Below are 17,950 nucleotides of genomic sequence, written 5' to 3'. Positions count from 1 at the left end.
TCATGTAGTTACTTGATTTATATATTAAATTTATAGATAGATAGATAATAGATGAGAAGATAAAACCCACTAAGATTCGTTCTGGTGGGTTTTGTCGTTGTTGACATTACATTTAGGCTATTATATAATAACCCTATTAAATGAACAAACACAGGAAACAAATTATGAAAGTTTATGCAATTGAAAAAAGTTACAGTGAGTATGATGAAGATGGTGATTACATCACCACTCCGTTTTACTCTACCAAAGAAAAAGCAATCGCTGCACTTCGTGAGCGATTTGAAGAGTACGAAGAGGCTTCGTTTGCTGAAGATGGAACTCATGTTCACATTGAGGTAGATGAGGATATGGAAGGAGAAACAGTATGTTTTGCTCAAGTTATCGAAGTTGATGTAATTTAAGTTGACTTTTTGGAAAAAGAAATGAATTGGTTTACAATCTTATTGACATGCACGTTTGGAGCCTTTTATTTTATGGGTGTGTACCACGAACGAATTCGTTGGAATAAACTTATAAGTCAAGGTGTTATTCCGCGTCCTAAAAAGCGCCATATATGAGTCACTCATATTACGTTATATTAATGCAATATAGTTGACATAACTAATAGTCCACAGTAATATAACCCTATCAATTAACCCCTATATGAGTGACTCATAATATGCAGGACATACTAAACAAATACAAAGATGACATTCTACAGACCTTCAAAGAAGTTATGGAAGATGAGGGCTATGAAGTGGATTTGGAAGCCATTGATGAAGAAGAAGTATTTGATGAAATACTTTGTGGATTGACATGTGAATCAGGAATGAGAGAGGCATTGGACTCGATTATGGCTAATGGACTTATTGGTCCCATGAAAGGAATATCTGAAGAGGAGGAATAGTTGACTCCAAGATAGGGTTGTAGTAATATAACCCTATCATAACTAAACAACAGGATACTAAAATGCAAATCAATATTGATCTTTTACTTGAACACAACATTGTGGAGAAGTCAGGTACTGATGGTAGTTCACAGTATTATGATGTCAATGATGGCTTTCGAATGGAGTATAAGTCATACGAAGTACAAGTCATTGAAGTGAATGTTGATAAAGGATTTGTCAAATTCCACAATGAATTTGATGGGTTAGTAGATACACTCTATCAGTATGATTATCCTGAAGATTTTGTAGTGTATGAATTAGTTAAGAAAAACTTTCTAACTCCTTGATCCTTCGTACACTAAGTAACTTACTGATTACTAACAAAAACCTATATCGTTATTTGATATAGGTTTATCTTATATAGGATTATTAGTACTGACAATATGTATAAAAGGAGATAGTGGTGATAAGTTTTGTTTATGAGCTTATCAAGAACTTTTATCGAAATTAATTAAAATAATTGTTGTAATTTAGGTTCATAAATGAGATTATAATTACATGAACAACACACAAACAACTCAACAAACTAATTTAAAATTAAATAAATTAATTGTTGACAATTTGGAAAAAGGTTCATATAATATAAACTTAACATTAACTAATACAGGAAATGAAATTATGTCTAAAGATCAAGCAGTTAACTTAGTAAGTGGTGATTTGGTAAAATGGATGGGAGAAGATGAAGTTGGTAAATTTTCCTATAATGGTGAAGTAGTTAGTAATGATGGAACATATATCAGTTTTAAGGATGAGAATGGAAGTATTATGGATATAGAAATTGGAGATGGAAAATTCGTTAAAATCAAAGCTTTAAAGAAGGAAGAAAAAGTGGAAGAAAAACAGGAAGTTACAAGTACTGAAAATACTGAAGAAAAACAGGAAGTTAAAAAGGCAAAGAAAAAGGAAGAAAATCAAGAAGTTAAAGGACCTAAAAAACCTGTTGCAAAACAAGCAGTTAAGGAAAGTAAAAAAACCTTAGCAATCAAAGCTTTAGAGGATTACTATATTAAGAATAACGAATATCCGAATAGACAGGATGGAATGATTTTACTACAAAAATCAGCAGGTTTGACAGTTGCAGGAAGTTCCACATATTATGCGAATTTACGAAAGATTCTTAACTTTTAAGTTAAGATAGTAAGATTCGAATATAAGAGAACATGGATGTTCTTTCTTACTACAAATAAGTTGTAATGTCAACAGTTGACTTAAAGTTTATTTGTAGTATGATGAACGTATATTAAATCACAGAGATATTAAAACATGTCAAATGAACGTTCTTTCAAACAAACAAGATTTTATCATTTAGTAGCAATCTCATTTCATGAGACTGAAATTCTCTACAAATCTCAATTAGATACATGTCATGTATGTGTAAATGATTGTGTCAAAATTACTTCATTAATCAAGCAGATAGTGAAGATTGAAAATAGAATATTAAGTAATTGTAAATCTGTAGTACAGATAAAGAAATCAGATTTGTATCTCTCTGATTTATCTGAGAGATTTCTGTTTGCAATTTGGACACATAGTGAAAAAGCATATAACTTCATAAAAAAGAACAAGATAGTAGCTGTTGTTGGAGTTGATTGTGATGAGTCAGATACTTATCTTGTAATAGAATCAGATTCGAATCAACTAATATTCTAATATACGAACATTCGAAGACATGGATGTCTTTGTACTACAAATAAGTTGTAATGTCAACAGTTGTATTATATTTTATTTGTAGTATAATATATTATATTAATTCACAGGAGAATCAATATGTTACGTAAAGATATATTAAAACTTGTACGTTCAAAAGTTCAATTGAATCAATGTGTTATGTTTTCAGATAAAACTAATACATTTCAGAAAGTTAAGTATTATGGAGTATTCGAAAAGACTGATAAAGGAATTAATTTCCTGAATACTCAACAAGTTAACGAAAAAGTCAAACAAATCAATCAGTTACTTCAAGCTAACAATCTACTTGATTTTAAAGCAGAAATTCATGCTGATTATAGATGCTTGAGTATTGTAATGAAAATTCCTTACAAGTATCAATAAGTTACAACAACTAATGTAACTTAATTGTACAAGGATGTACTAACTTCTTCATTCCTATTTAGTTTTCTGTTTCAGAATAATCTATCAGCGCTTCAGTATATTAGAATATCCGAATATTCGTATGCGAGGGACCCGATTTTCGAATATTCGTAGGTATAGATATTCGGCCCTAGGCATTGTGTACCAAATTTTGAATCCAATCTCCAAAATCCCAAACCCGAAAAAATTTTTTTAGAAAAAAATAATTTGAAAATTAGAATTTTTGTAAATAGAAAATAGAAAAAAATGCAAATGACGGCTGCAGGCCCCTATTCTGTTTCAATCGAACGGAAAGATAGTTCAAAAGGTTATACAAAAGAAAATATAGTATTATGTATATCGGCTATTAACACTATGAAAAATGATTTAACAACCGAAGAATTTTATTTTATTATTCAACAGATTGTTCAACACTATTAGAAAATTCCTGTTGGTCCTTTGCCAGATGGTGGATCATTAATCTCGAGCCACAATGCAACCAACGGTAAAACAACGAATACCAAAAATGCCATTATGCCTATAAGAGTGTAAGCTATCCATTCCATCAGTTACAGGGTTCCAATAATCTAAACCTGATAATACGTCCTTCAAATGTTGGATCTGGAACTAATATCACACCCGAACCATATTTGCGTTCTACAATATATTTTGTACCTGGTAAGTTCTTAAGACATACGACTTTACCAACATCAGCCCATGGTGTTAGATTTACGTGTGGTTCATTGTTACTACAAGCAGTTGGACCAAACGCCAAAGCCACTATCATAGCTAAAATTATCCCACCATATAAAATAGTTGGAGCTACCCACACATGTTTTGATCCGATTCCTACCATTATTTGCTCCACCTTTTGCATATTGGTCTCAACAACGTTTGTCCAGCTGTTGATGTAACTAACCCCAGTACGGATTCAAGGCATTCGGGAGCTTTGGTGGGGTGCTTTAGCTCACCACCAAACGAAGTAACAGTCTGATTTGTTCCACATCCTGCAATAAGGCAGGTTAATAGTAACCAAATCCTCACAATGATCCAAGTCCTAACCCGACAAGGAATACAAGTACTATGATCACACCAATTGCTTTCCACAAGAATGAGAAATCTGGTTTCATAATAAAACTCCAACAATAATTCCAATAACAAGTGCCAATCCTACGAGGACCAACACACCCGTCTTAATAATGTTGTATAAATCACCAATCATTCTACGTCCTATTTCCTAGCGCAACGTCCACCACAATCTACACATACTTTTGGTTTGACTTCTTCCAAATCATCATGTATGCAAGAACCACATTTTTCACACTTGGTGCATGGATTGTGTAATCCACCATCTCGTCTTTCAAAGATGTATGCAATTCCAACTACTGTGAAAAACAAGATCACAATCACCAATAAAAATCCACCCATTGTACTCACCACTTTTCATGTTCACGAATTATCTGTGATAATTCTGTTAGTAATTCATTTCGTTCCTGTATGGAATCAAAAGGATCCAATCTGTCAGGTCCTGGAATAGCCTCATTTTGTCGATCAAAGTAATCATCCATTTGTTTTTGGAATAATGAACAAAGATCAGCAATCATTTCAATTGTACAAGCATAACCTTGAGCATTCACTTCCTCAAGTATTTGAGAATGCTTGAAATCTCGACTCCACCCATCATAGATTATATGGTACATGGAAGTTCCAGGTTTGTATCTTGCTTCAATATTAATCATTTGATTTCCACCATGATAGTTCTTTAAGTCCATATCTCTTACGATGTCCAGGCATAGTTAATTGCCATATTGGAGCAAGGATGATTTGAAATATAACCATTCCAACCGTAATCTTAATTTGACATAATGCAATCAATATAAGTGCAAGGATGACAATTAATCCAGTATCAACTAAAAAGTGTTTGATTGGAAAATTTTCAGGTATTTGAATCATCTTTTCTCTCTTTAAGAATAACTCTTCTTTCACTATAGTACTTTGTAGGGAAGAGGTCAGTCAACAGCCATGCAGAGCCCAAAAAGGCAATAAGAATTCCCCAAAAGGTCATATCGTGGATAATAGAAATTAGTCCTACAAATATTAAGGTTACAATACTTGTATCCATAACAAGTGGAATGAGATTAATAACCTTCTTCATTTCAAAATCTTGACTTTCTTTTCGTTCAGTCATCCTAATACCTTCATAGCACGTTTATAAGCGTCTGAGACACTCTCTGGTGATTTAAAATGCTTGTCCACGTCAGAAACGGGCAATGCATGGTAGTTACTTTGGTCATTGTAAAACCAAATGTATCGATCTATACGATCAATCATATATTTTCGTCCTGCTGTAAATGTTACGTCTCCATCATCCATAACATAATTTTCTGTACAAATAAGTTTTTGGTATTGTTTGTATTTCATTTTCTTATTCTTGTTATTTGAAATATTGTAACTAGCTGTTTATTGCAAGCAGGTAAAGATCCCAACAATCATCATCTATTCCATGTACGGCAAAACACGAATCATCATGGGTACCATTAGCCCAATATGATTCTAATACAATGATAACTTTGCCTCCCATATTTGCTTTTGTCAATTTGTTCGTGTGATGACCAAATCTGGTCGAATCCACATTCGTTAATAATGTCAAATTAATATCATGAGGATTGGTTGGATCAACATCTGCAAGTCCATGTTGATGTCGAATGGTATTCAACATTGCTTGAATCTTTGATTCTTTGATAGAACCAACAACAAGAGGTTTACGAGTAGGGTACTTGGTGTGAAATCTAACACTCATACATATTTCCTTAGTACTGAAATTAAGTCTGTAGCTATATCAAAATCGTGTGATTCTACTGCCTGTAAAGAAAGTTCTTCAAGACAAGAAAGAACAGAACTTCTATCGACTGTATTCATGTCTTCAACATCAAATCCTTCTGCTTTAAAACTTTGTAGATATTCTGAAAAATTTTCCATTACACCATAATTGAAATCGAAATTAACTCCTTCGTTTTCCATCATTTTTTCAATTGAATCTTTTGCTTCTTTAAGACCAACTCCAAACATTCCACGAAATGCCTTTATTGCAGGAACTTTGTTCTCTTTTACATATTCAGCATTTCTGCAGCGAATTTTGTATCTCATGATAATATCCACACTTCATTAATTTTAAACCACAATACATTAGATCTATTATAACAGTTTGTGAAGAGACTGTCAATATAGTTAGGTTTGGTTCATCGGAAATCTTTTGGGGCTTGGAAAAGGTGAATGAACCTAAACAGAGAAAGCGGCGGAAATCGGCGGATTGTCTCTACTTTTTCTTACGGTCCTTTACTATTCCTTCAAAGTACCATTTTGGATTGTTTGTTTTTGCTCTTGCTCCAATTAATGATATTAATGGTTGAGGAAAAAACCACAACAAGAAATTCCATCATGCTAGGTACAAAATGTGAGTTGAATGATCGGGATTTTCTGCGTCCTCAGCATCCACACTTTCGGGTAAGTACATTTCGAGAACTTCATCATCCAGTTCAAATGCCTCACCAGCCATTGGACTCCAACCAATAATAGTTGCGTCATCAGGAAGATAATCATCAAGCAGTTTTAGGAACTCTTGTTTAGAAATTTTCATCTTCTACCCTCTTATAAACTTGAACAAGTTTGGGATCTAATTTGGCTCTGGAATACTTGCTATCACTTGCCATACTGTAGACCATATCTTCTTCGATGGAGGATATGTAATCTGGTTCAAAAAAATTCAACTTGATTACATATTCTTCTTTAACTAGACAGAATCCATCTTCGTCACAATCAAAGTACTTGTCGATGAATTCTTGTGAGATCATTCTGATTCCTTAAATTTCAACAAGTAACAATATTTGTCCTTGAAAGAACGATAATTGGCTGCTACTAACTTACTAGTGTCATATTCAGCAACACGATCAATCATTCGAGTTAATCCACGTTTAATATTTTTTTCTTGATTTGTAAAAACTGTACAAATACCAAATATTACTCCACCAATTGTTCCAAACAAAAGAGCTAAGAAATAAAGCATACCTGAGATGACCATTGACCACTCATAGAAATAGAATGCTTCAAAAAATGGATAACCAGCCATCCAACCAAGCACTTGGATTGGTGCTTCAAGCAATAACATTCCTGCTAGTACACCAAGAATTGTGATACCAATACAGTATAGAAAATTGATTACCAATCTTCGCGTATAGGTACATAGATCAATTTCACCATAATAAGTACCCCATTGTTTAAATAGAGCATAGTGCCAAGATTTTGTTGATAATTCAAGTTGTTGCATTTATTTCACCTTTACGTACTTTGTCAACGTGAGAACATTTCCTTCTATATTTGAATCCTTTACATCTACAAGTAATTTTACTACATGAAACCGTGACCGTAAACTCATGTCCTGAACTTCCTAAGACTTTATATTCACCTTGAGGAATGGTAGGTTGTGGTTCTGATTTGACTTTACTTCCAGTTGGACAATCAATTAAGTTCTTGACTTGACATCTTGAACAGTCAGGATTAAACGAACAAACATCTCTACCGAAATCAACTAAGTTACGAGAGAACCGTCCTAAATCAGTTTGATAAGGTACAATATCATTAACGGTTTTTTCCAAAGCAAGATCTGAAATTTTGTCATCAAAAAATCCCATACGTTTCAAGATTCTACGTACGTGAAGATCGACACCAAAATAATCACATTCACCATGAGCCAAAGACATGATAATACTTGCTGTATGACGTCCAACTCCAGGTAAATCCGTTAATTCATTAAAGAATTTTGGTACTTCACCATTGTGTTCCAATTCCAAATCTGATACAAGACTTAGAATACGTTCAGTTTTTTTGCCTGGATACTTAATATCATTTTCTTCAAGCATATCAGCTATTTCACGTCTAAATACTTTTTGGTCACAATTATAAATTGCTTTACAATCAGGATATTGTTGGAATATAATTTCGGTAGCTTTCAATGCGTTATCTTCGTTTGAACCACCAACAATTACATTAGTAATTAAACGTCTGAACTTCCAATTCTCACTACCAATATCGTCCTCTGTTAATCCAAAGGTACGAATTGGTAATGGATAATCTTTTGCCAATTTGGCAATTAGTTTCATTAATCGTTGATCAATCATTAATCACCAGTATTTTTTCAAAGTCCTCAAAAGAAATAGTTTTTGTTTCAATTTGAGAAATAATTTTAACCTGTTCATCTTCTGATAGATTGTATTCTTTCAGAATTGATTTCACAGCATTTTTTGAATGTGGATCAAAAGGAAATTTAATATTGGTTTTAATCCAAACTTTTTGCATTGGTTTCATTTAATTTGTCCGTACAAGTGACAGCATTTTGGTATGCAACAATACGAGTAAAAACAGAGGAGTACCAAACGTCTGGAGATTCCTTAGAAATCAGTTCCACTTTGTCACTCGTCTTTGAATACTTAACATACGTGAAATGTTCATGATCTAATTTTTCATGGAAAATAGTACTTCCCATTAAAAGTCCTAAGATAAGAACCAAAATACCAAATATACCATAGACATGTTTTGGTTCTAAATGTGTTACTAACCTTATGATTTCCATACTGCTATCAAATCCTCTACTGCAACTATAACAAATCCTTGCTCAGTATCAAGAACAAATTCCTTTTCATTCATTAAAACGACTGTTCCACCAGTGTAGAAATGATCACCATGTAACTCTGAATGTGGATCACTATAACAACCATGAACACTAACAATACTACCGATAACCAATTCGGGAAATTCAGGAGGTGTAAAATATTCAGACATTGTATTTTCCTCAATTAATTTAAGATATAATACCCTAAATTGTATGTTGGGTCAACAGGAGGTTTGGAAAAAACGGTGGGACTTAAACATAATTTTAAATTCCTACAGAGGACTGGTATAGGAATAAGCATCTATAGTAATCTCCAAGTCAGACCTTTTACATTTACCCAGTAAAAGCAAGGTCCTATGTCAAAGCTTCAACGGTGATACCCTCAATAATTTAGGTATTTGCATATCCAAAAATTTGGAACACCTCTGCTACATAACCAATCGGAATTTTAAGTCGTCACCAAAACCACAGATTGGCTGCGTGGTGTGGTCACAAAGTAGCATGCAATCTACTTAACGATCAAGATAATCTTCTTAGAATTTGAATTATTTGTCAACTTCATTATTGAAACGTTCAACTAAATCTGAATAAGTCGCCCCCACCACAATACGCGCTTAAACTGATTGGCAATCTACCAACCTTACCTCAAGTAATTTTATTCCTCGTAGCAATCAAATGTTACTTCGTTGTACGCATCAATAACCCAATTGCGAGGATAATTATACTGCTGAACAATATGGTCAATTAACGTTTTTGTATCCCATTCGGGGTGCAAACCATATTCTTCTTCAACTGTTAATAATAATGCTTTCATCATACCCATTAGAATTTCTCCTCAACTTGGGTTCTATTATCCCTGAATTAAAAATTATGTCAACTGGTAACCTAATTTTTTTAATTTCTAAATAGTAATATAATACAAGGAGATACTTCGTATGGAAATTATATTACCTCTAATGATTATAGTACTAGTTACTCCAATCATTCATCACATCTATTTTAAACGCAAATTAAAGAAATTTCTACTTACCAAATTAAGAATATGTGGAGGATGTCCTGTTACAGAAAAGGAACGAGATTGGTATGATCAACACACTTATCTGACACCTTATCTTAATAAGAACAATTCTATTTGTTTTAAAGTTAATAAAACGATGTCAGATACAAAGGATAAATGGAAGGACATAAAACAAAATTGGAAGCGTTATTTGGAAAAAGCAAAAGAAAAATTCAAAAGAAAACAAGTAGCTTGTAATGCTCCTCCCACTTTTTCCGAATATTACAATAATTTACCAGAATCGGAACGACAAAGAATGAAGGACAACTATGCAAATCGATCTGGAAAAGGTTACAATAGTCCACGAGATAGTGTGTTCGCAGGCGGATCTGGAAGTTATACAACTTACACACCAAGTCCAGCAGAAATTTTGTTTAACGAAATAAAGGACACAAATAAATTTGAACACAAAAATGTGTTGATTGGTGATAGAAATGATATGTTAAAAGAAGTGAATGTTGGTGAAAGTTGTCTAGATCGAATTGAAGATAGAGATGGATATCACAGTAATTTTGAATAGGCTATGTTACTCTCCAAGTATTAGCCAAAAAGATTAGGAGGGAATTTTCCCTCCTTTTCTTTATAGTTTCCATTTAAGATTTTGGAACTTCCTTAGTTTTTCGGTTTGATTAGGTAAACAGTCAAAGATCCAATCGTAAGTTGAAATGTATTCCATCATCATTTTTTCATCCTTGCTAACCTCTAATCCAATCAGTCCTTTATGTTTGGCGATTAGCAAAGATATAACAGACATCTTAGTATCATGTGGCAATGAACAACCCTCATCTTTTATAAACCCAAATGCAACTCCATACAATCTTTTCCATTTGAAAGAATGATTTTGAACAAAATCTGCGAAGTCGATTTTTGTACCAAAAATATAGTTATATACTCTTAGAGTCTCGAACCCCACATCTACAATATCATCCAATTCTTTCATTTCCTGATCGAAATTCTTCATAATCAGAACTTCAAAAAGTTATTTGCCAATTCCTCAACCAATTCTTCCTTTTCGTCATCATCGAGATAAATTCCCAAATCTTCACCTGCTTCCTCAATAGCAACACGAAATTCTTCCATTTGAGAATACGTGTCATGACGCATTAAACGTTCGGTCGTTACAGTACGATAATCTTCACATAAATGATCGTACACTTTCTCTTGATCTAAGTTCATTTTATTGCTCCAAGTAAGTTACTTTAACGTTGACATATTTGATAGTAGGACATGCTTTTTTGAGATTTTTGATTGCTCGAACAACATCAATTCTCGCAGTAATATCATGTACCAGTTCAGGAGTGAATTCTGTTACTGAATGTTGACTGTAATCTCCATCCACATCAGGATAAGTAAGACAAATTCGTCCATCAGACAATTCATCGATTTCCAATTCAGGATAATCAGAAACTTGATAGGTTTTTGGATCGTGATACATAATTTTGTTCCTCGATTAATTTAGGGATATAATACAATAATTATGTTGGTGGGTCAACAGTTGTGAGATCTTCTAACTTGGTGATTGACCAGAAATTTACAATATCTTTGAACTTAACATAAACATCAGGAGATCCTTTGCACCAAGCAATAACACGAATTTTATCTCCTTTCTTACATATATGAACACGACGTCCTTGTCTCCCATCTTTATATTTGGGATCATGAAGGACGTCAACAATCCATTGATTTCGAAAAACGAAATCCTTTTTTGAATATCTTACATTCAATGAGTTCTCTGAGGGAGCTGTTCCATTCGTTGTTGTTTATGCCACCTTTTTGCGGCAGCCTTTTTAGCACGCTTTTTTAAAGCGGAAGGTTTTTCATAGAACTCACGTTTACGTAGTTCATTTAATGTATCATCTTTTTCAACCGATCTTTTGAATCGACGTAACAATGAACTAAAATGTTCATTTTTTCTTGCAGTAACACCTGGCATATTAGAATCCTCTTATAATAATTATATTGTATGGCTGTGCTAAATAAAAGTCAACTTACAACTTCCACTTAAGATTGTGTAAACGAATCATTTTTTCAGATGGATCTTCTATGTATGTAATTCCATCCACTTGGTTTTTAACCAACCAGTTAGCATAATCTGGTTCTGTATTAGCTTTTTGTATCATGGTCTTTCTCATAATCCATTCACGAAAAACAGAACCTATAATTCCATCGATAGAAGAGGAAGATAAAATATCAACACTATCCCAATGAATTTTTTGATATCGAAGGAACACATTTACTTTGTAGTCAGGATTGAGAATAGTAAAATGAATATCATAACTAGGCTGAATTAACTTACCGAATACAATTAGATTATGTTTCATCCAAGATCCATGACAAACATGTTCAATCATCTTTCTAATATCATTATCAGAAGGAACCATTATAATTTCCACTTAAGTTTATGAAGTTTAATTGCTGGTGGAGTTTTGCACATAAAACTACCCAAAGCACGTTCACTCAACATCACAGCTTCCTTCTGAATTCTTTCATGTTCCTGTAGTAAGAAATCAATTGGATAATGTTTCCAAATATTACGCATAGGAACATCTACACCAAAACTTCGTGCACGTTTTGCAGTGACAGCAAAGCATTGGTGTATTCGTCGTATTTGTGTTCGATCGAAAGGTCCTTCCTTCTCAATCGATTCCATAATTTTTTGGTATCGATGATTACTTAGAGTCTTTCTCTCTACGCATTTTTTGAAATTTCTCAAGTGCTAAATCTCGTTTCTTTTGTGTAATTAACCAACCTTTCGATTTAGGAAAATCGAACATGGTGTACAGTTTGTCATCGTACAAGAAAGTGATTTTCTTTTCGGTGAAAGCTGAAACTTCAACATTATCACTATACAACAATTTAACAGGACCTGCACCATAACCACCAGTAATAACACCTTCGAAATCTTTATAATCCCAAGGGTGGTCTTCTGTAGGAATACAGAGTAATTTTTCGTCTAATTCAGGAAGACGAGCTTTTGGAATTGCAAAACTTTTCAGTACACGATCTTCCTCTAATGTTGATCGAGGTTCGTTTGTCGAAGGACGTTTTTCATCATAAGTATCAGTTTCACCATAAGATTCAAAACGAATATCAATATGTGTACCTGCACGTTTTGCTTCGTGAAGTTGTAGGCAAAGAAGTCGTTGCATTTGTTTATCTCTCTATCGAATATAAAGAAATTATACGATGAAATTATAGTAGGGTCAACAATTACCACCAATTATGTTCGATATATTTCCCACCACAAACATGTTCTTTGTGTAATTTACCAAGTAGGGAAATTTGTTTTTCAGTAACGAATCCAGCTTTTTTACCAAAAGATTCAATACCAGTAACTATTCCCTGTACTTCCGAAGGAGCAGCCATTTGCAATTCTTCAATTGCAGTTTGCAATTCAGTTCCAAATGTGAATTTTTTTGTTTTCGTTTTCATTTTAATTTACCTTTACACAAAGCATCTAATATTAGATTCAATGCAAATTGATAATCTTCCTTTGTATCCATTCCTTGAGCATCCTTACTCAATTGTTGAAATTTCTGATAATTTTCGTCACTGACAATCCATGCACCACGAATGTATACAGGATCATCAACATTGTTGATATCAAAATAAGGATCGTCCTCATGAGCATCAGTCATTAATAGATAATAATTTTCTTTAAGATGATCAATCGTTAATGTGTACATGTATGAATAAGGGAGAGGTGTACGATCAGCAAACTTCTCTCCGACATCAGTATCATCATGTACAATAACGTAATACATTAGAAAATTGCTTCCACCAAATCATACTCATCTTGTGGCAGAGCTTCAACAAAGTACTCAACAAGACCATTGATATCTTCGTCAAAGTACTCCTTCACTTCACTTAATATTTGATCCTTATCAAAAGGTAAGGAATCAACATAATGAAGACCACTAGAATCAAATTGAATATCAGTGATTTTAACGACTTCGCTTGTAAAGTCCTTTGCAGCTAAAATCATATCAAGGTCATACTCAACAGTAATATTAACTTCAACACCTTCCAATACACGTTCGTACAAACCATACAAATCATACTTAAAAGTTAAGGTTTTCATACACTCTCCACTACTTGTCAGTTTCGTCAGAATCGAACCAAACGGTTACCAAACTTACAACTGGAATAAGTCCTGCTCCATGTGCAATTTCGCACTTATATGGAGCTTCACCATCACAGTTAAGCAACTCAACCAAATTACCAATCCAGCTTCCACCAATAATTACAATAAAAAGTACCCATATAACAACAACACTACCTAATATTTTTTTCATAGTTCACCTATAAAGATGGGTTAGGACTTTTACATCCTAACCCATTGTTTTACCAGCGAGAATTACGTCCTGATTCTTCGCGTCCACCGATATGTAATACAACATGATTTGGATCATCATAATTTTTGTTTCCATGTCTTGTTACAACAACAATGACTGGAACATGAGATGGCATAATTTCTGGTACATATCCATCTGTGAAAATTACTACACATGCAGGAGTTTCATCCATTTCTTCAGCATGTCGAACCATTGGATTCATATCCGTTCCACCACCTCTACACATATCTTGAGAGAAACATGTAAAGTCATCACCATTTTCACTACGATAATCACCTACTTCTTCAACATCCATTTCACAAGTAATGAACTTAACTCTCCAATTCATGTAATTATCAACAATTGATTTCAATTCAGTAAGTCCTTCTGTTACATCACGATCACTCATTGAACCTGATGTATCAATTCCAAATAACAAATCAATAAACTCACCATCTGTTGATGGAAAAATAATTCCACCTCTTGAACGAGAATTGTACTTTTTGTATGTGTTGAATTCATCACGAGATTTTGTAATGAAATCACTTAATACTGCTTTCCAATCTACGTCAGGTTTGACTAATTTGTAAAGTTGTTTTACAAGTGCGGAATTACGCATGTTTCCAGCAAGTTGTCCACCTTGTAAAGAGGCTGCAAGTTGTGCTTTGAGACGTGCTTTTTGATCAGCGTCCAAAGATACTGAACCAACTTCATCAAATGGAACTCCACGTTTTCCACCTTTACCATCCTTTCCTTTACCATCTTTTGGTGCACCACATTTTGGACACATTTTACCATTTCCTTCTCCATGTCCATCTTGATCACCACCTTGTCCTTCCTTCTGCTTTCCACCTTTTCCTTTTCCGTCTTTGTCTCCATCTCCATCATCTCCATCATCTCCTCCCGAACCTCCTTGACCATCATCTCCTTCATCATCTCCATCTCCACACTGACAACCAGCGTCCAAATCATTAGGACTTCCAAAAGCATCCAACAATTTATCCAAATCATTATTGTACTCTTCCAATAGAGCACCATAAATTTGATCTGAACTTTGATTTGCATACTTTTCATCAAAGAGTCCAACTTCTGGCATTTGAAGTTTTGGAGATTCTAGATCACACAACAAATAATTGATAAAATAATCAGTTGCAATGTTCCAGATTTTTGGATTATAACCACGATCGTGTTGACGTCCCAAATGTTGGAAATATAGATGTAACAACTCATGTGCTATTACAAAACTACGTTCTTCCAAATTATTCAATGTTTTCATCATGAAAGTTTCATTGATAAGAACAGTAGCTTTTCCACCAATAATCGTAGCAGCCATTGTTGGAATATAATCTTGCAGTTCCTCTTCATCCAAGAAGACATAACGTGCTGATACTACAACAAAAGCTAGGAATGGAAATGTACGAATTAATTGTGTTTTAACAGATGTTAATTCTTCATCACGATTTTTAACAGGTGTTAAATCATCTTCTTCATTTGTACTCATGTTTTCACCTTATTAGTTAACATTAGGTTCATTATCATATAATGAACCTAAGATGTCAACAGTTAAAATTAAGTGATATGTTTTTCAACTCGATTGTAACACTCTTCTGTGTAATCTGACACGTTGACCAAAAGATCATAATCTTCTGATTGCTGGATCAGTTTGTACACAAGAATGATCGATTCATCAGGTAACTGACGAAAGATTTTATTCAAGTTTTTCATACGTTTTTCACTCTTATGATTTTCTTTGAAAAGAGAAATCAAAGATGAAGTAATAGCTGAAAGTAAACCCAAATCTTTCTTTGGAACTGTGTACTCGATTTCACCTTCCATGATTCGAGTGAATGAAGGTAAATCTTTGTAGAACAACATAAAAGATTGAAATTCAGTAGCAACACCTTCACCAACACAACCAGCCAATGCTACAGCCAATTCACCATCTGACAAGTTCAACTTTAGAATTCGATTAACAAATTCCCAAGAACGAGGAGTTGGAAACGCTTGGGCGTCATTGACATAATTATGCAAATAATCAGGTTTAAAATCGATAAAACCCATTACACGAGTGTCCCAATTATTGTCCATTGCATAAGCCATGAAATCTTTTTGATTTGCTTCAATATTCATGTGAATTGCAAATCGATTGGCAAGAGCTGGAACAATTCCTTTAACACCAGTTCTGTCAGTTTTCAGGTTACCAGCAGCCATACAGAACCAACCTTTTGGAAGTCGAACGTTATTGTTAACTTCACGATCCAAGATCAAACGATAGGCTGCTTGCTGTACGTTAATACCAGCATTTGATAATTCATCCAAAAACAAAATACCTTTTGAATCTGGATCTCGTGGGAACCATTCAGGAATACTCCATACTTGTTCACCATCACGAACATATGGAATACCACACAAATCAGAAGCTTCAATGGATGCTAAACGAATATCGATTAGCTCCAAATCTTGATCTTCGCAAATTTGTTGTACGATCGATGATTTTCCAACTCCTGGAGAGGAGTGGAGGAACAAAGGAAGTGTTGTATCACCACTAGCAATGACTTTTTGCATTACTCGTTTTGCCTCTTTAATAGAGATCATTAACTGATCTGACATTTTTTGTCTCCGTTGTTTGTTGATAACAAGTATATAATACTGTGATGTGGGTATTATGTCAACACCCAAATGTAAATATAATCCCTATTAAAACCTGAAGTTACAATTTCCAACACAAATTATATGCTTTAATTGTTTTCTTCATTGGATTGTGAATTAAATCAATACTTCCCTTTGCTACCTTTACAAGACAAATCTGATCATGAAGTTGTAGTTTTCGTAAAGGAACTTGTTTTAATTCAAGAAGATCCATTACAACACGTCTTAACTCATAATCAAAGTACCCTAAAGGATTTTTGATTTTTCCATCGTCAAGTAAGTGAATATCCTTTTTTCGCTTTTTCAATAAAAATCGTAGACGTTTCAAAGATTTAATACGTCTACGATTAATAAATTCACTATATCCATTCACAACCTTATAATTTCCATTTTAACTTATGGATTCTCTTAAGTTTATCTGAAGGATTTTTTCCACAATATTTAATTGCTCCATTCCACAAACTAACAGCCAATTCCTTAAGTTCTTCATCCAATGCTCTCATGTACTGAATCGACTGTCCTTTGTGAGCTTCCAAAGAAATTTTCTTCAGTTCCTTTTGACGTTCAGGAGTATGCTGACCCATCTTAATCATTGAAATACCAGTGATTTTTGTCTGAACCAGTTCCTCATACGCTTCAGGAAGTGGATCACGAATGTAATCAATTGCTTTGGAGGAACGATTGATTGCTTTACGTTGGAGCCATGCAGGTTGATCAACAAAAAGCATAATTCGTTTTGGATCTTCGTAAATTAACTCAGCAGCCAAATCTTTTGGAATTTGAGCTGAAACACCATCTGGTGGAGGTGGTGGGACTTCACGTTTTTGTCCACCAGTCTTACGAGCTTTTCGATTTGCTTTTGCAGTTGCACGTAAGGACTCAATTTCTTTGGAATTAGCAGTGGTGAAAATGTCTTTTATTTTCTCCATATCTAAAGAATCTATGATTTGATGACATTGTTCGTGATGTTCATACACGACTTCTTCTTGGTACATATCGGACAAAAGTGTACGAACAGTGTATACATCAATTTCATCCTTACGAACCGAACCTGATTTCGTGATCATAAAAACATCGACAGGATCAACTTTATAGTCCTTCCCAGACCAGCTGTATTTCTTTTTAGTAATACGATTCGGATTACTCATTGAATTTGCAGCGTCCTTTTCAAGACGTGCCTGAAGTTTTTGAGTAGCTTCAGGTATCAGACGTTGCAGTTTTGCTTTATTCATTTTTGGCATAGACAT

The 17,950-nt window shown here is 34.0% G+C and carries 38 protein-coding genes; 7 read left to right on the top strand and 31 right to left on the bottom strand.

Features of this window, described 5'->3' with window-relative positions:
* Positions 1–140 precede the first annotated feature (140 nt).
* The 6 genes from AC220I_RS01210 to AC220I_RS01185 all read left to right on the top strand — a co-directional run bounded on the left by AC220I_RS01210 (position 141) and on the right by AC220I_RS01185 (position 2,980).
* Positions 141–401: a hypothetical protein gene (locus AC220I_RS01210; protein WP_486722008.1), complete on the top strand. Its 261-nt coding sequence runs from the start codon at positions 141–143 to the stop codon at positions 399–401.
* Positions 402–658: 257 nt separating this feature from the next.
* On the top strand, positions 659–886 hold the full coding sequence (locus tag AC220I_RS01205) for a hypothetical protein (protein WP_486722007.1): 228 nt from the start codon (positions 659–661) through the stop codon (positions 884–886).
* A 62-nt stretch (positions 887–948) separates the two neighbouring features.
* A complete protein-coding gene (locus AC220I_RS01200; protein ID WP_486722006.1) occupies positions 949–1,215 on the top strand; it encodes a hypothetical protein in 267 nt (88 codons plus the stop codon).
* A 211-nt stretch (positions 1,216–1,426) separates the two neighbouring features.
* A complete protein-coding gene (locus AC220I_RS01195) occupies positions 1,427–2,056 on the top strand; it encodes a hypothetical protein (protein ID WP_486722005.1) in 630 nt (209 codons plus the stop codon).
* Between the two features lie 135 nt (positions 2,057–2,191).
* Positions 2,192–2,578 (top strand): hypothetical protein, encoded by a 387-nt coding sequence (locus AC220I_RS01190; RefSeq protein WP_486722004.1) that lies wholly within the window; start codon positions 2,192–2,194, stop codon positions 2,576–2,578.
* A 117-nt stretch (positions 2,579–2,695) separates the two neighbouring features.
* Positions 2,696–2,980, top strand: a complete 285-nt coding sequence (locus AC220I_RS01185) for a hypothetical protein (protein WP_486722003.1) — start codon at positions 2,696–2,698, stop codon at positions 2,978–2,980.
* 583 nt (positions 2,981–3,563) lie between these two features.
* Here AC220I_RS01185 and AC220I_RS01180 read toward each other — a convergent pair.
* The 16 genes from AC220I_RS01180 to AC220I_RS01105 all read right to left on the bottom strand — a co-directional run bounded on the left by AC220I_RS01180 (position 3,564) and on the right by AC220I_RS01105 (position 9,486).
* Positions 3,564–3,854, bottom strand: coding sequence for a hypothetical protein (locus AC220I_RS01180; RefSeq protein ID WP_486722002.1), 291 nt, complete (start codon positions 3,852–3,854; stop codon positions 3,564–3,566).
* Positions 3,855–4,228: 374 nt separating this feature from the next.
* Positions 4,229–4,426, bottom strand: coding sequence for a hypothetical protein (locus AC220I_RS01175; RefSeq protein WP_486722001.1), 198 nt, complete (start codon positions 4,424–4,426; stop codon positions 4,229–4,231).
* Between the two features lie 5 nt (positions 4,427–4,431).
* Positions 4,432–4,737, bottom strand: a complete 306-nt coding sequence (locus AC220I_RS01170) for a hypothetical protein (protein WP_486722000.1) — start codon at positions 4,735–4,737, stop codon at positions 4,432–4,434.
* The gene (locus tag AC220I_RS01165) at positions 4,730–4,984 is read right to left on the bottom strand and encodes a hypothetical protein (RefSeq protein ID WP_486721999.1); all 255 of its coding nucleotides are present in this window, start codon (positions 4,982–4,984) and stop codon (positions 4,730–4,732) included. Before AC220I_RS01165 ends, AC220I_RS01170 begins: the two co-directional genes overlap by 8 nt.
* A complete protein-coding gene (locus AC220I_RS01160) occupies positions 4,935–5,186 on the bottom strand; it encodes a hypothetical protein (RefSeq protein WP_486721998.1) in 252 nt (83 codons plus the stop codon). Before AC220I_RS01160 ends, AC220I_RS01165 begins: the two co-directional genes overlap by 50 nt.
* Positions 5,183–5,419, bottom strand: a complete 237-nt coding sequence (locus tag AC220I_RS01155; protein WP_486721997.1) for a hypothetical protein — start codon at positions 5,417–5,419, stop codon at positions 5,183–5,185. The genes AC220I_RS01160 and AC220I_RS01155 overlap by 4 nt, the downstream gene beginning before the upstream one ends.
* Before the next feature lie 31 nt (positions 5,420–5,450).
* Positions 5,451–5,798 carry a hypothetical protein gene (locus AC220I_RS01150; protein WP_486721996.1) on the bottom strand — a complete coding sequence of 116 codons (348 nt, stop codon included), beginning with the start codon at positions 5,796–5,798 and terminating at the stop codon, positions 5,451–5,453.
* On the bottom strand, positions 5,795–6,145 hold the full coding sequence (locus AC220I_RS01145; protein WP_486721995.1) for a ribosomal protein L7/L12: 351 nt from the start codon (positions 6,143–6,145) through the stop codon (positions 5,795–5,797). Before AC220I_RS01145 ends, AC220I_RS01150 begins: the two co-directional genes overlap by 4 nt.
* Positions 6,146–6,434: 289 nt before the next feature.
* Positions 6,435–6,635, bottom strand: a complete 201-nt coding sequence (locus tag AC220I_RS01140) for a hypothetical protein (RefSeq protein ID WP_486721994.1) — start codon at positions 6,633–6,635, stop codon at positions 6,435–6,437.
* Entirely contained in the window at positions 6,622–6,849 is a 228-nt protein-coding gene (locus AC220I_RS01135; protein WP_486721993.1) for a hypothetical protein, read from the bottom strand. Before AC220I_RS01135 ends, AC220I_RS01140 begins: the two co-directional genes overlap by 14 nt.
* Entirely contained in the window at positions 6,846–7,322 is a 477-nt protein-coding gene (locus AC220I_RS01130; RefSeq protein ID WP_486721992.1) for a hypothetical protein, read from the bottom strand. Before AC220I_RS01130 ends, AC220I_RS01135 begins: the two co-directional genes overlap by 4 nt.
* Positions 7,309–8,172, bottom strand: coding sequence for an endonuclease III domain-containing protein (locus tag AC220I_RS01125; protein ID WP_486721991.1), 864 nt, complete (start codon positions 8,170–8,172; stop codon positions 7,309–7,311). Before AC220I_RS01125 ends, AC220I_RS01130 begins: the two co-directional genes overlap by 14 nt.
* The gene (locus tag AC220I_RS01120; protein WP_486721990.1) at positions 8,165–8,359 is read right to left on the bottom strand and encodes a hypothetical protein; all 195 of its coding nucleotides are present in this window, start codon (positions 8,357–8,359) and stop codon (positions 8,165–8,167) included. The genes AC220I_RS01125 and AC220I_RS01120 overlap by 8 nt, the downstream gene beginning before the upstream one ends.
* A complete protein-coding gene (locus AC220I_RS01115; RefSeq protein ID WP_486721989.1) occupies positions 8,331–8,624 on the bottom strand; it encodes a hypothetical protein in 294 nt (97 codons plus the stop codon). The genes AC220I_RS01120 and AC220I_RS01115 overlap by 29 nt, the downstream gene beginning before the upstream one ends.
* Positions 8,612–8,833, bottom strand: coding sequence for a hypothetical protein (locus AC220I_RS01110; protein WP_486721988.1), 222 nt, complete (start codon positions 8,831–8,833; stop codon positions 8,612–8,614). The genes AC220I_RS01115 and AC220I_RS01110 overlap by 13 nt, the downstream gene beginning before the upstream one ends.
* Before the next feature lie 485 nt (positions 8,834–9,318).
* Positions 9,319–9,486 carry a hypothetical protein gene (locus AC220I_RS01105; RefSeq protein ID WP_486721987.1) on the bottom strand — a complete coding sequence of 56 codons (168 nt, stop codon included), beginning with the start codon at positions 9,484–9,486 and terminating at the stop codon, positions 9,319–9,321.
* 112 nt (positions 9,487–9,598) lie between these two features.
* On the opposite strand from AC220I_RS01105, the gene AC220I_RS01100 reads away from it, so the two are divergent.
* Entirely contained in the window at positions 9,599–10,240 is a 642-nt protein-coding gene (locus tag AC220I_RS01100) for a hypothetical protein (protein ID WP_486721986.1), read from the top strand.
* Between the two features lie 60 nt (positions 10,241–10,300).
* Here AC220I_RS01100 and AC220I_RS01095 read toward each other — a convergent pair whose 3' ends face one another.
* The 15 genes from AC220I_RS01095 to AC220I_RS01025 form a co-directional block, all read right to left on the bottom strand.
* On the bottom strand, positions 10,301–10,681 hold the full coding sequence (locus AC220I_RS01095) for a hypothetical protein (protein WP_486721985.1): 381 nt from the start codon (positions 10,679–10,681) through the stop codon (positions 10,301–10,303).
* Positions 10,682–10,683: 2 nt separating this feature from the next.
* The gene (locus AC220I_RS01090; RefSeq protein ID WP_486721984.1) at positions 10,684–10,896 is read right to left on the bottom strand and encodes a hypothetical protein; all 213 of its coding nucleotides are present in this window, start codon (positions 10,894–10,896) and stop codon (positions 10,684–10,686) included.
* A gap of 1 nt (position 10,897) precedes the next feature.
* Positions 10,898–11,155 carry a hypothetical protein gene (locus tag AC220I_RS01085; RefSeq protein ID WP_486721983.1) on the bottom strand — a complete coding sequence of 86 codons (258 nt, stop codon included), beginning with the start codon at positions 11,153–11,155 and terminating at the stop codon, positions 10,898–10,900.
* Positions 11,156–11,440: 285 nt separating this feature from the next.
* Entirely contained in the window at positions 11,441–11,653 is a 213-nt protein-coding gene (gene rpsU, locus AC220I_RS01080; protein ID WP_486721982.1) for a 30S ribosomal protein S21, read from the bottom strand.
* Between the two features lie 55 nt (positions 11,654–11,708).
* Positions 11,709–12,101 (bottom strand): hypothetical protein, encoded by a 393-nt coding sequence (locus AC220I_RS01075; protein WP_486721981.1) that lies wholly within the window; start codon positions 12,099–12,101, stop codon positions 11,709–11,711.
* Complete coding sequence (locus AC220I_RS01070; protein ID WP_486721980.1) at positions 12,101–12,259, bottom strand: hypothetical protein; 159 nt, start codon at positions 12,257–12,259, stop codon at positions 12,101–12,103. The genes AC220I_RS01075 and AC220I_RS01070 overlap by 1 nt, the downstream gene beginning before the upstream one ends.
* A gap of 130 nt (positions 12,260–12,389) precedes the next feature.
* Positions 12,390–12,869 (bottom strand): DNA polymerase ligase N-terminal domain-containing protein, encoded by a 480-nt coding sequence (locus tag AC220I_RS01065; RefSeq protein WP_486721979.1) that lies wholly within the window; start codon positions 12,867–12,869, stop codon positions 12,390–12,392.
* 61 nt (positions 12,870–12,930) lie between these two features.
* Complete coding sequence (locus AC220I_RS01060) at positions 12,931–13,152, bottom strand: hypothetical protein (protein WP_486721978.1); 222 nt, start codon at positions 13,150–13,152, stop codon at positions 12,931–12,933.
* Positions 13,149–13,484: a hypothetical protein gene (locus AC220I_RS01055; RefSeq protein WP_486721977.1), complete on the bottom strand. Its 336-nt coding sequence runs from the start codon at positions 13,482–13,484 to the stop codon at positions 13,149–13,151. The genes AC220I_RS01060 and AC220I_RS01055 overlap by 4 nt, the downstream gene beginning before the upstream one ends.
* Complete coding sequence (locus tag AC220I_RS01050; protein WP_486721976.1) at positions 13,484–13,801, bottom strand: hypothetical protein; 318 nt, start codon at positions 13,799–13,801, stop codon at positions 13,484–13,486. The genes AC220I_RS01055 and AC220I_RS01050 overlap by 1 nt, the downstream gene beginning before the upstream one ends.
* A gap of 10 nt (positions 13,802–13,811) precedes the next feature.
* Positions 13,812–14,015 (bottom strand): hypothetical protein, encoded by a 204-nt coding sequence (locus AC220I_RS01045; protein ID WP_486721975.1) that lies wholly within the window; start codon positions 14,013–14,015, stop codon positions 13,812–13,814.
* 49 nt (positions 14,016–14,064) lie between these two features.
* Positions 14,065–15,555, bottom strand: coding sequence for a DUF2201 family putative metallopeptidase (locus AC220I_RS01040; RefSeq protein ID WP_486721974.1), 1,491 nt, complete (start codon positions 15,553–15,555; stop codon positions 14,065–14,067).
* Positions 15,556–15,623: 68 nt separating this feature from the next.
* Complete coding sequence (locus tag AC220I_RS01035; RefSeq protein ID WP_486721973.1) at positions 15,624–16,664, bottom strand: ATP-binding protein; 1,041 nt, start codon at positions 16,662–16,664, stop codon at positions 15,624–15,626.
* Positions 16,665–16,764: 100 nt separating this feature from the next.
* Complete coding sequence (locus AC220I_RS01030; protein WP_486721972.1) at positions 16,765–17,010, bottom strand: hypothetical protein; 246 nt, start codon at positions 17,008–17,010, stop codon at positions 16,765–16,767.
* Between the two features lie 70 nt (positions 17,011–17,080).
* Positions 17,081–17,950: a hypothetical protein gene (locus tag AC220I_RS01025; RefSeq protein ID WP_486721971.1), complete on the bottom strand. Its 870-nt coding sequence runs from the start codon at positions 17,948–17,950 to the stop codon at positions 17,081–17,083.

The sequence above is a fragment of the Fusibacter sp. genome, from assembly GCF_057447755.1.
The sequence above is the reverse complement of the archived record's forward strand: the minus strand, read 5'-3'. Positions and strand labels throughout refer to the sequence as shown.

Excerpts from the sequence above, each read along its gene's own strand:
- AC220I_RS01045 (WP_486721975.1), bottom strand. The coding sequence starts at position 14,015 with ATGAAAAAAATATTAGGTAGTGTTGTTGTTATATGGGTACTTTTTATT.
- AC220I_RS01050 (WP_486721976.1), bottom strand. The coding sequence starts at position 13,801 with ATGAAAACCTTAACTTTTAAGTATGATTTGTATGGTTTGTACGAACGT.
- AC220I_RS01075 (WP_486721981.1), bottom strand. The coding sequence starts at position 12,101 with ATGGTTCCTTCTGATAATGATATTAGAAAGATGATTGAACATGTTTGT.
- AC220I_RS01200 (WP_486722006.1), top strand. The coding sequence starts at position 949 with ATGCAAATCAATATTGATCTTTTACTTGAACACAACATTGTGGAGAAG.
- AC220I_RS01195 (WP_486722005.1), top strand. The coding sequence starts at position 1,427 with ATGAACAACACACAAACAACTCAACAAACTAATTTAAAATTAAATAAA.
- AC220I_RS01160 (WP_486721998.1), bottom strand. The coding sequence starts at position 5,186 with ATGACTGAACGAAAAGAAAGTCAAGATTTTGAAATGAAGAAGGTTATT.
- AC220I_RS01090 (WP_486721984.1), bottom strand. The coding sequence starts at position 10,896 with ATGAACTTAGATCAAGAGAAAGTGTACGATCATTTATGTGAAGATTAT.
- AC220I_RS01210 (WP_486722008.1), top strand. The coding sequence starts at position 141 with ATGAACAAACACAGGAAACAAATTATGAAAGTTTATGCAATTGAAAAA.
- AC220I_RS01110 (WP_486721988.1), bottom strand. The coding sequence starts at position 8,833 with ATGTCTGAATATTTTACACCTCCTGAATTTCCCGAATTGGTTATCGGT.
- AC220I_RS01120 (WP_486721990.1), bottom strand. The coding sequence starts at position 8,359 with ATGAAACCAATGCAAAAAGTTTGGATTAAAACCAATATTAAATTTCCT.
- AC220I_RS01170 (WP_486722000.1), bottom strand. The coding sequence starts at position 4,737 with ATGATTAATATTGAAGCAAGATACAAACCTGGAACTTCCATGTACCAT.
- AC220I_RS01115 (WP_486721989.1), bottom strand. The coding sequence starts at position 8,624 with ATGGAAATCATAAGGTTAGTAACACATTTAGAACCAAAACATGTCTAT.
- AC220I_RS01190 (WP_486722004.1), top strand. The coding sequence starts at position 2,192 with ATGTCAAATGAACGTTCTTTCAAACAAACAAGATTTTATCATTTAGTA.
- AC220I_RS01180 (WP_486722002.1), bottom strand. The coding sequence starts at position 3,854 with ATGGTAGGAATCGGATCAAAACATGTGTGGGTAGCTCCAACTATTTTA.
- AC220I_RS01145 (WP_486721995.1), bottom strand. The coding sequence starts at position 6,145 with ATGAGATACAAAATTCGCTGCAGAAATGCTGAATATGTAAAAGAGAAC.
- AC220I_RS01150 (WP_486721996.1), bottom strand. The coding sequence starts at position 5,798 with ATGAGTGTTAGATTTCACACCAAGTACCCTACTCGTAAACCTCTTGTT.
- AC220I_RS01140 (WP_486721994.1), bottom strand. The coding sequence starts at position 6,635 with ATGAAAATTTCTAAACAAGAGTTCCTAAAACTGCTTGATGATTATCTT.
- AC220I_RS01105 (WP_486721987.1), bottom strand. The coding sequence starts at position 9,486 with ATGGGTATGATGAAAGCATTATTATTAACAGTTGAAGAAGAATATGGT.
- AC220I_RS01095 (WP_486721985.1), bottom strand. The coding sequence starts at position 10,681 with ATGAAGAATTTCGATCAGGAAATGAAAGAATTGGATGATATTGTAGAT.
- AC220I_RS01055 (WP_486721977.1), bottom strand. The coding sequence starts at position 13,484 with ATGTATTACGTTATTGTACATGATGATACTGATGTCGGAGAGAAGTTT.
- AC220I_RS01205 (WP_486722007.1), top strand. The coding sequence starts at position 659 with ATGCAGGACATACTAAACAAATACAAAGATGACATTCTACAGACCTTC.
- AC220I_RS01100 (WP_486721986.1), top strand. The coding sequence starts at position 9,599 with ATGGAAATTATATTACCTCTAATGATTATAGTACTAGTTACTCCAATC.
- AC220I_RS01070 (WP_486721980.1), bottom strand. The coding sequence starts at position 12,259 with ATGCGTAATATTTGGAAACATTATCCAATTGATTTCTTACTACAGGAA.
- AC220I_RS01060 (WP_486721978.1), bottom strand. The coding sequence starts at position 13,152 with ATGAAAACGAAAACAAAAAAATTCACATTTGGAACTGAATTGCAAACT.
- AC220I_RS01040 (WP_486721974.1), bottom strand. The coding sequence starts at position 15,555 with ATGAGTACAAATGAAGAAGATGATTTAACACCTGTTAAAAATCGTGAT.
- AC220I_RS01085 (WP_486721983.1), bottom strand. The coding sequence starts at position 11,155 with ATGTATCACGATCCAAAAACCTATCAAGTTTCTGATTATCCTGAATTG.
- AC220I_RS01135 (WP_486721993.1), bottom strand. The coding sequence starts at position 6,849 with ATGATCTCACAAGAATTCATCGACAAGTACTTTGATTGTGACGAAGAT.
- AC220I_RS01125 (WP_486721991.1), bottom strand. The coding sequence starts at position 8,172 with ATGATTGATCAACGATTAATGAAACTAATTGCCAAATTGGCAAAAGAT.
- AC220I_RS01025 (WP_486721971.1), bottom strand. The coding sequence starts at position 17,950 with ATGTCTATGCCAAAAATGAATAAAGCAAAACTGCAACGTCTGATACCT.
- AC220I_RS01130 (WP_486721992.1), bottom strand. The coding sequence starts at position 7,322 with ATGCAACAACTTGAATTATCAACAAAATCTTGGCACTATGCTCTATTT.
- AC220I_RS01185 (WP_486722003.1), top strand. The coding sequence starts at position 2,696 with ATGTTACGTAAAGATATATTAAAACTTGTACGTTCAAAAGTTCAATTG.
- rpsU (WP_486721982.1), bottom strand. The coding sequence starts at position 11,653 with ATGCCAGGTGTTACTGCAAGAAAAAATGAACATTTTAGTTCATTGTTA.
- AC220I_RS01155 (WP_486721997.1), bottom strand. The coding sequence starts at position 5,419 with ATGAAATACAAACAATACCAAAAACTTATTTGTACAGAAAATTATGTT.
- AC220I_RS01175 (WP_486722001.1), bottom strand. The coding sequence starts at position 4,426 with ATGGGTGGATTTTTATTGGTGATTGTGATCTTGTTTTTCACAGTAGTT.
- AC220I_RS01065 (WP_486721979.1), bottom strand. The coding sequence starts at position 12,869 with ATGCAACGACTTCTTTGCCTACAACTTCACGAAGCAAAACGTGCAGGT.
- AC220I_RS01035 (WP_486721973.1), bottom strand. The coding sequence starts at position 16,664 with ATGTCAGATCAGTTAATGATCTCTATTAAAGAGGCAAAACGAGTAATG.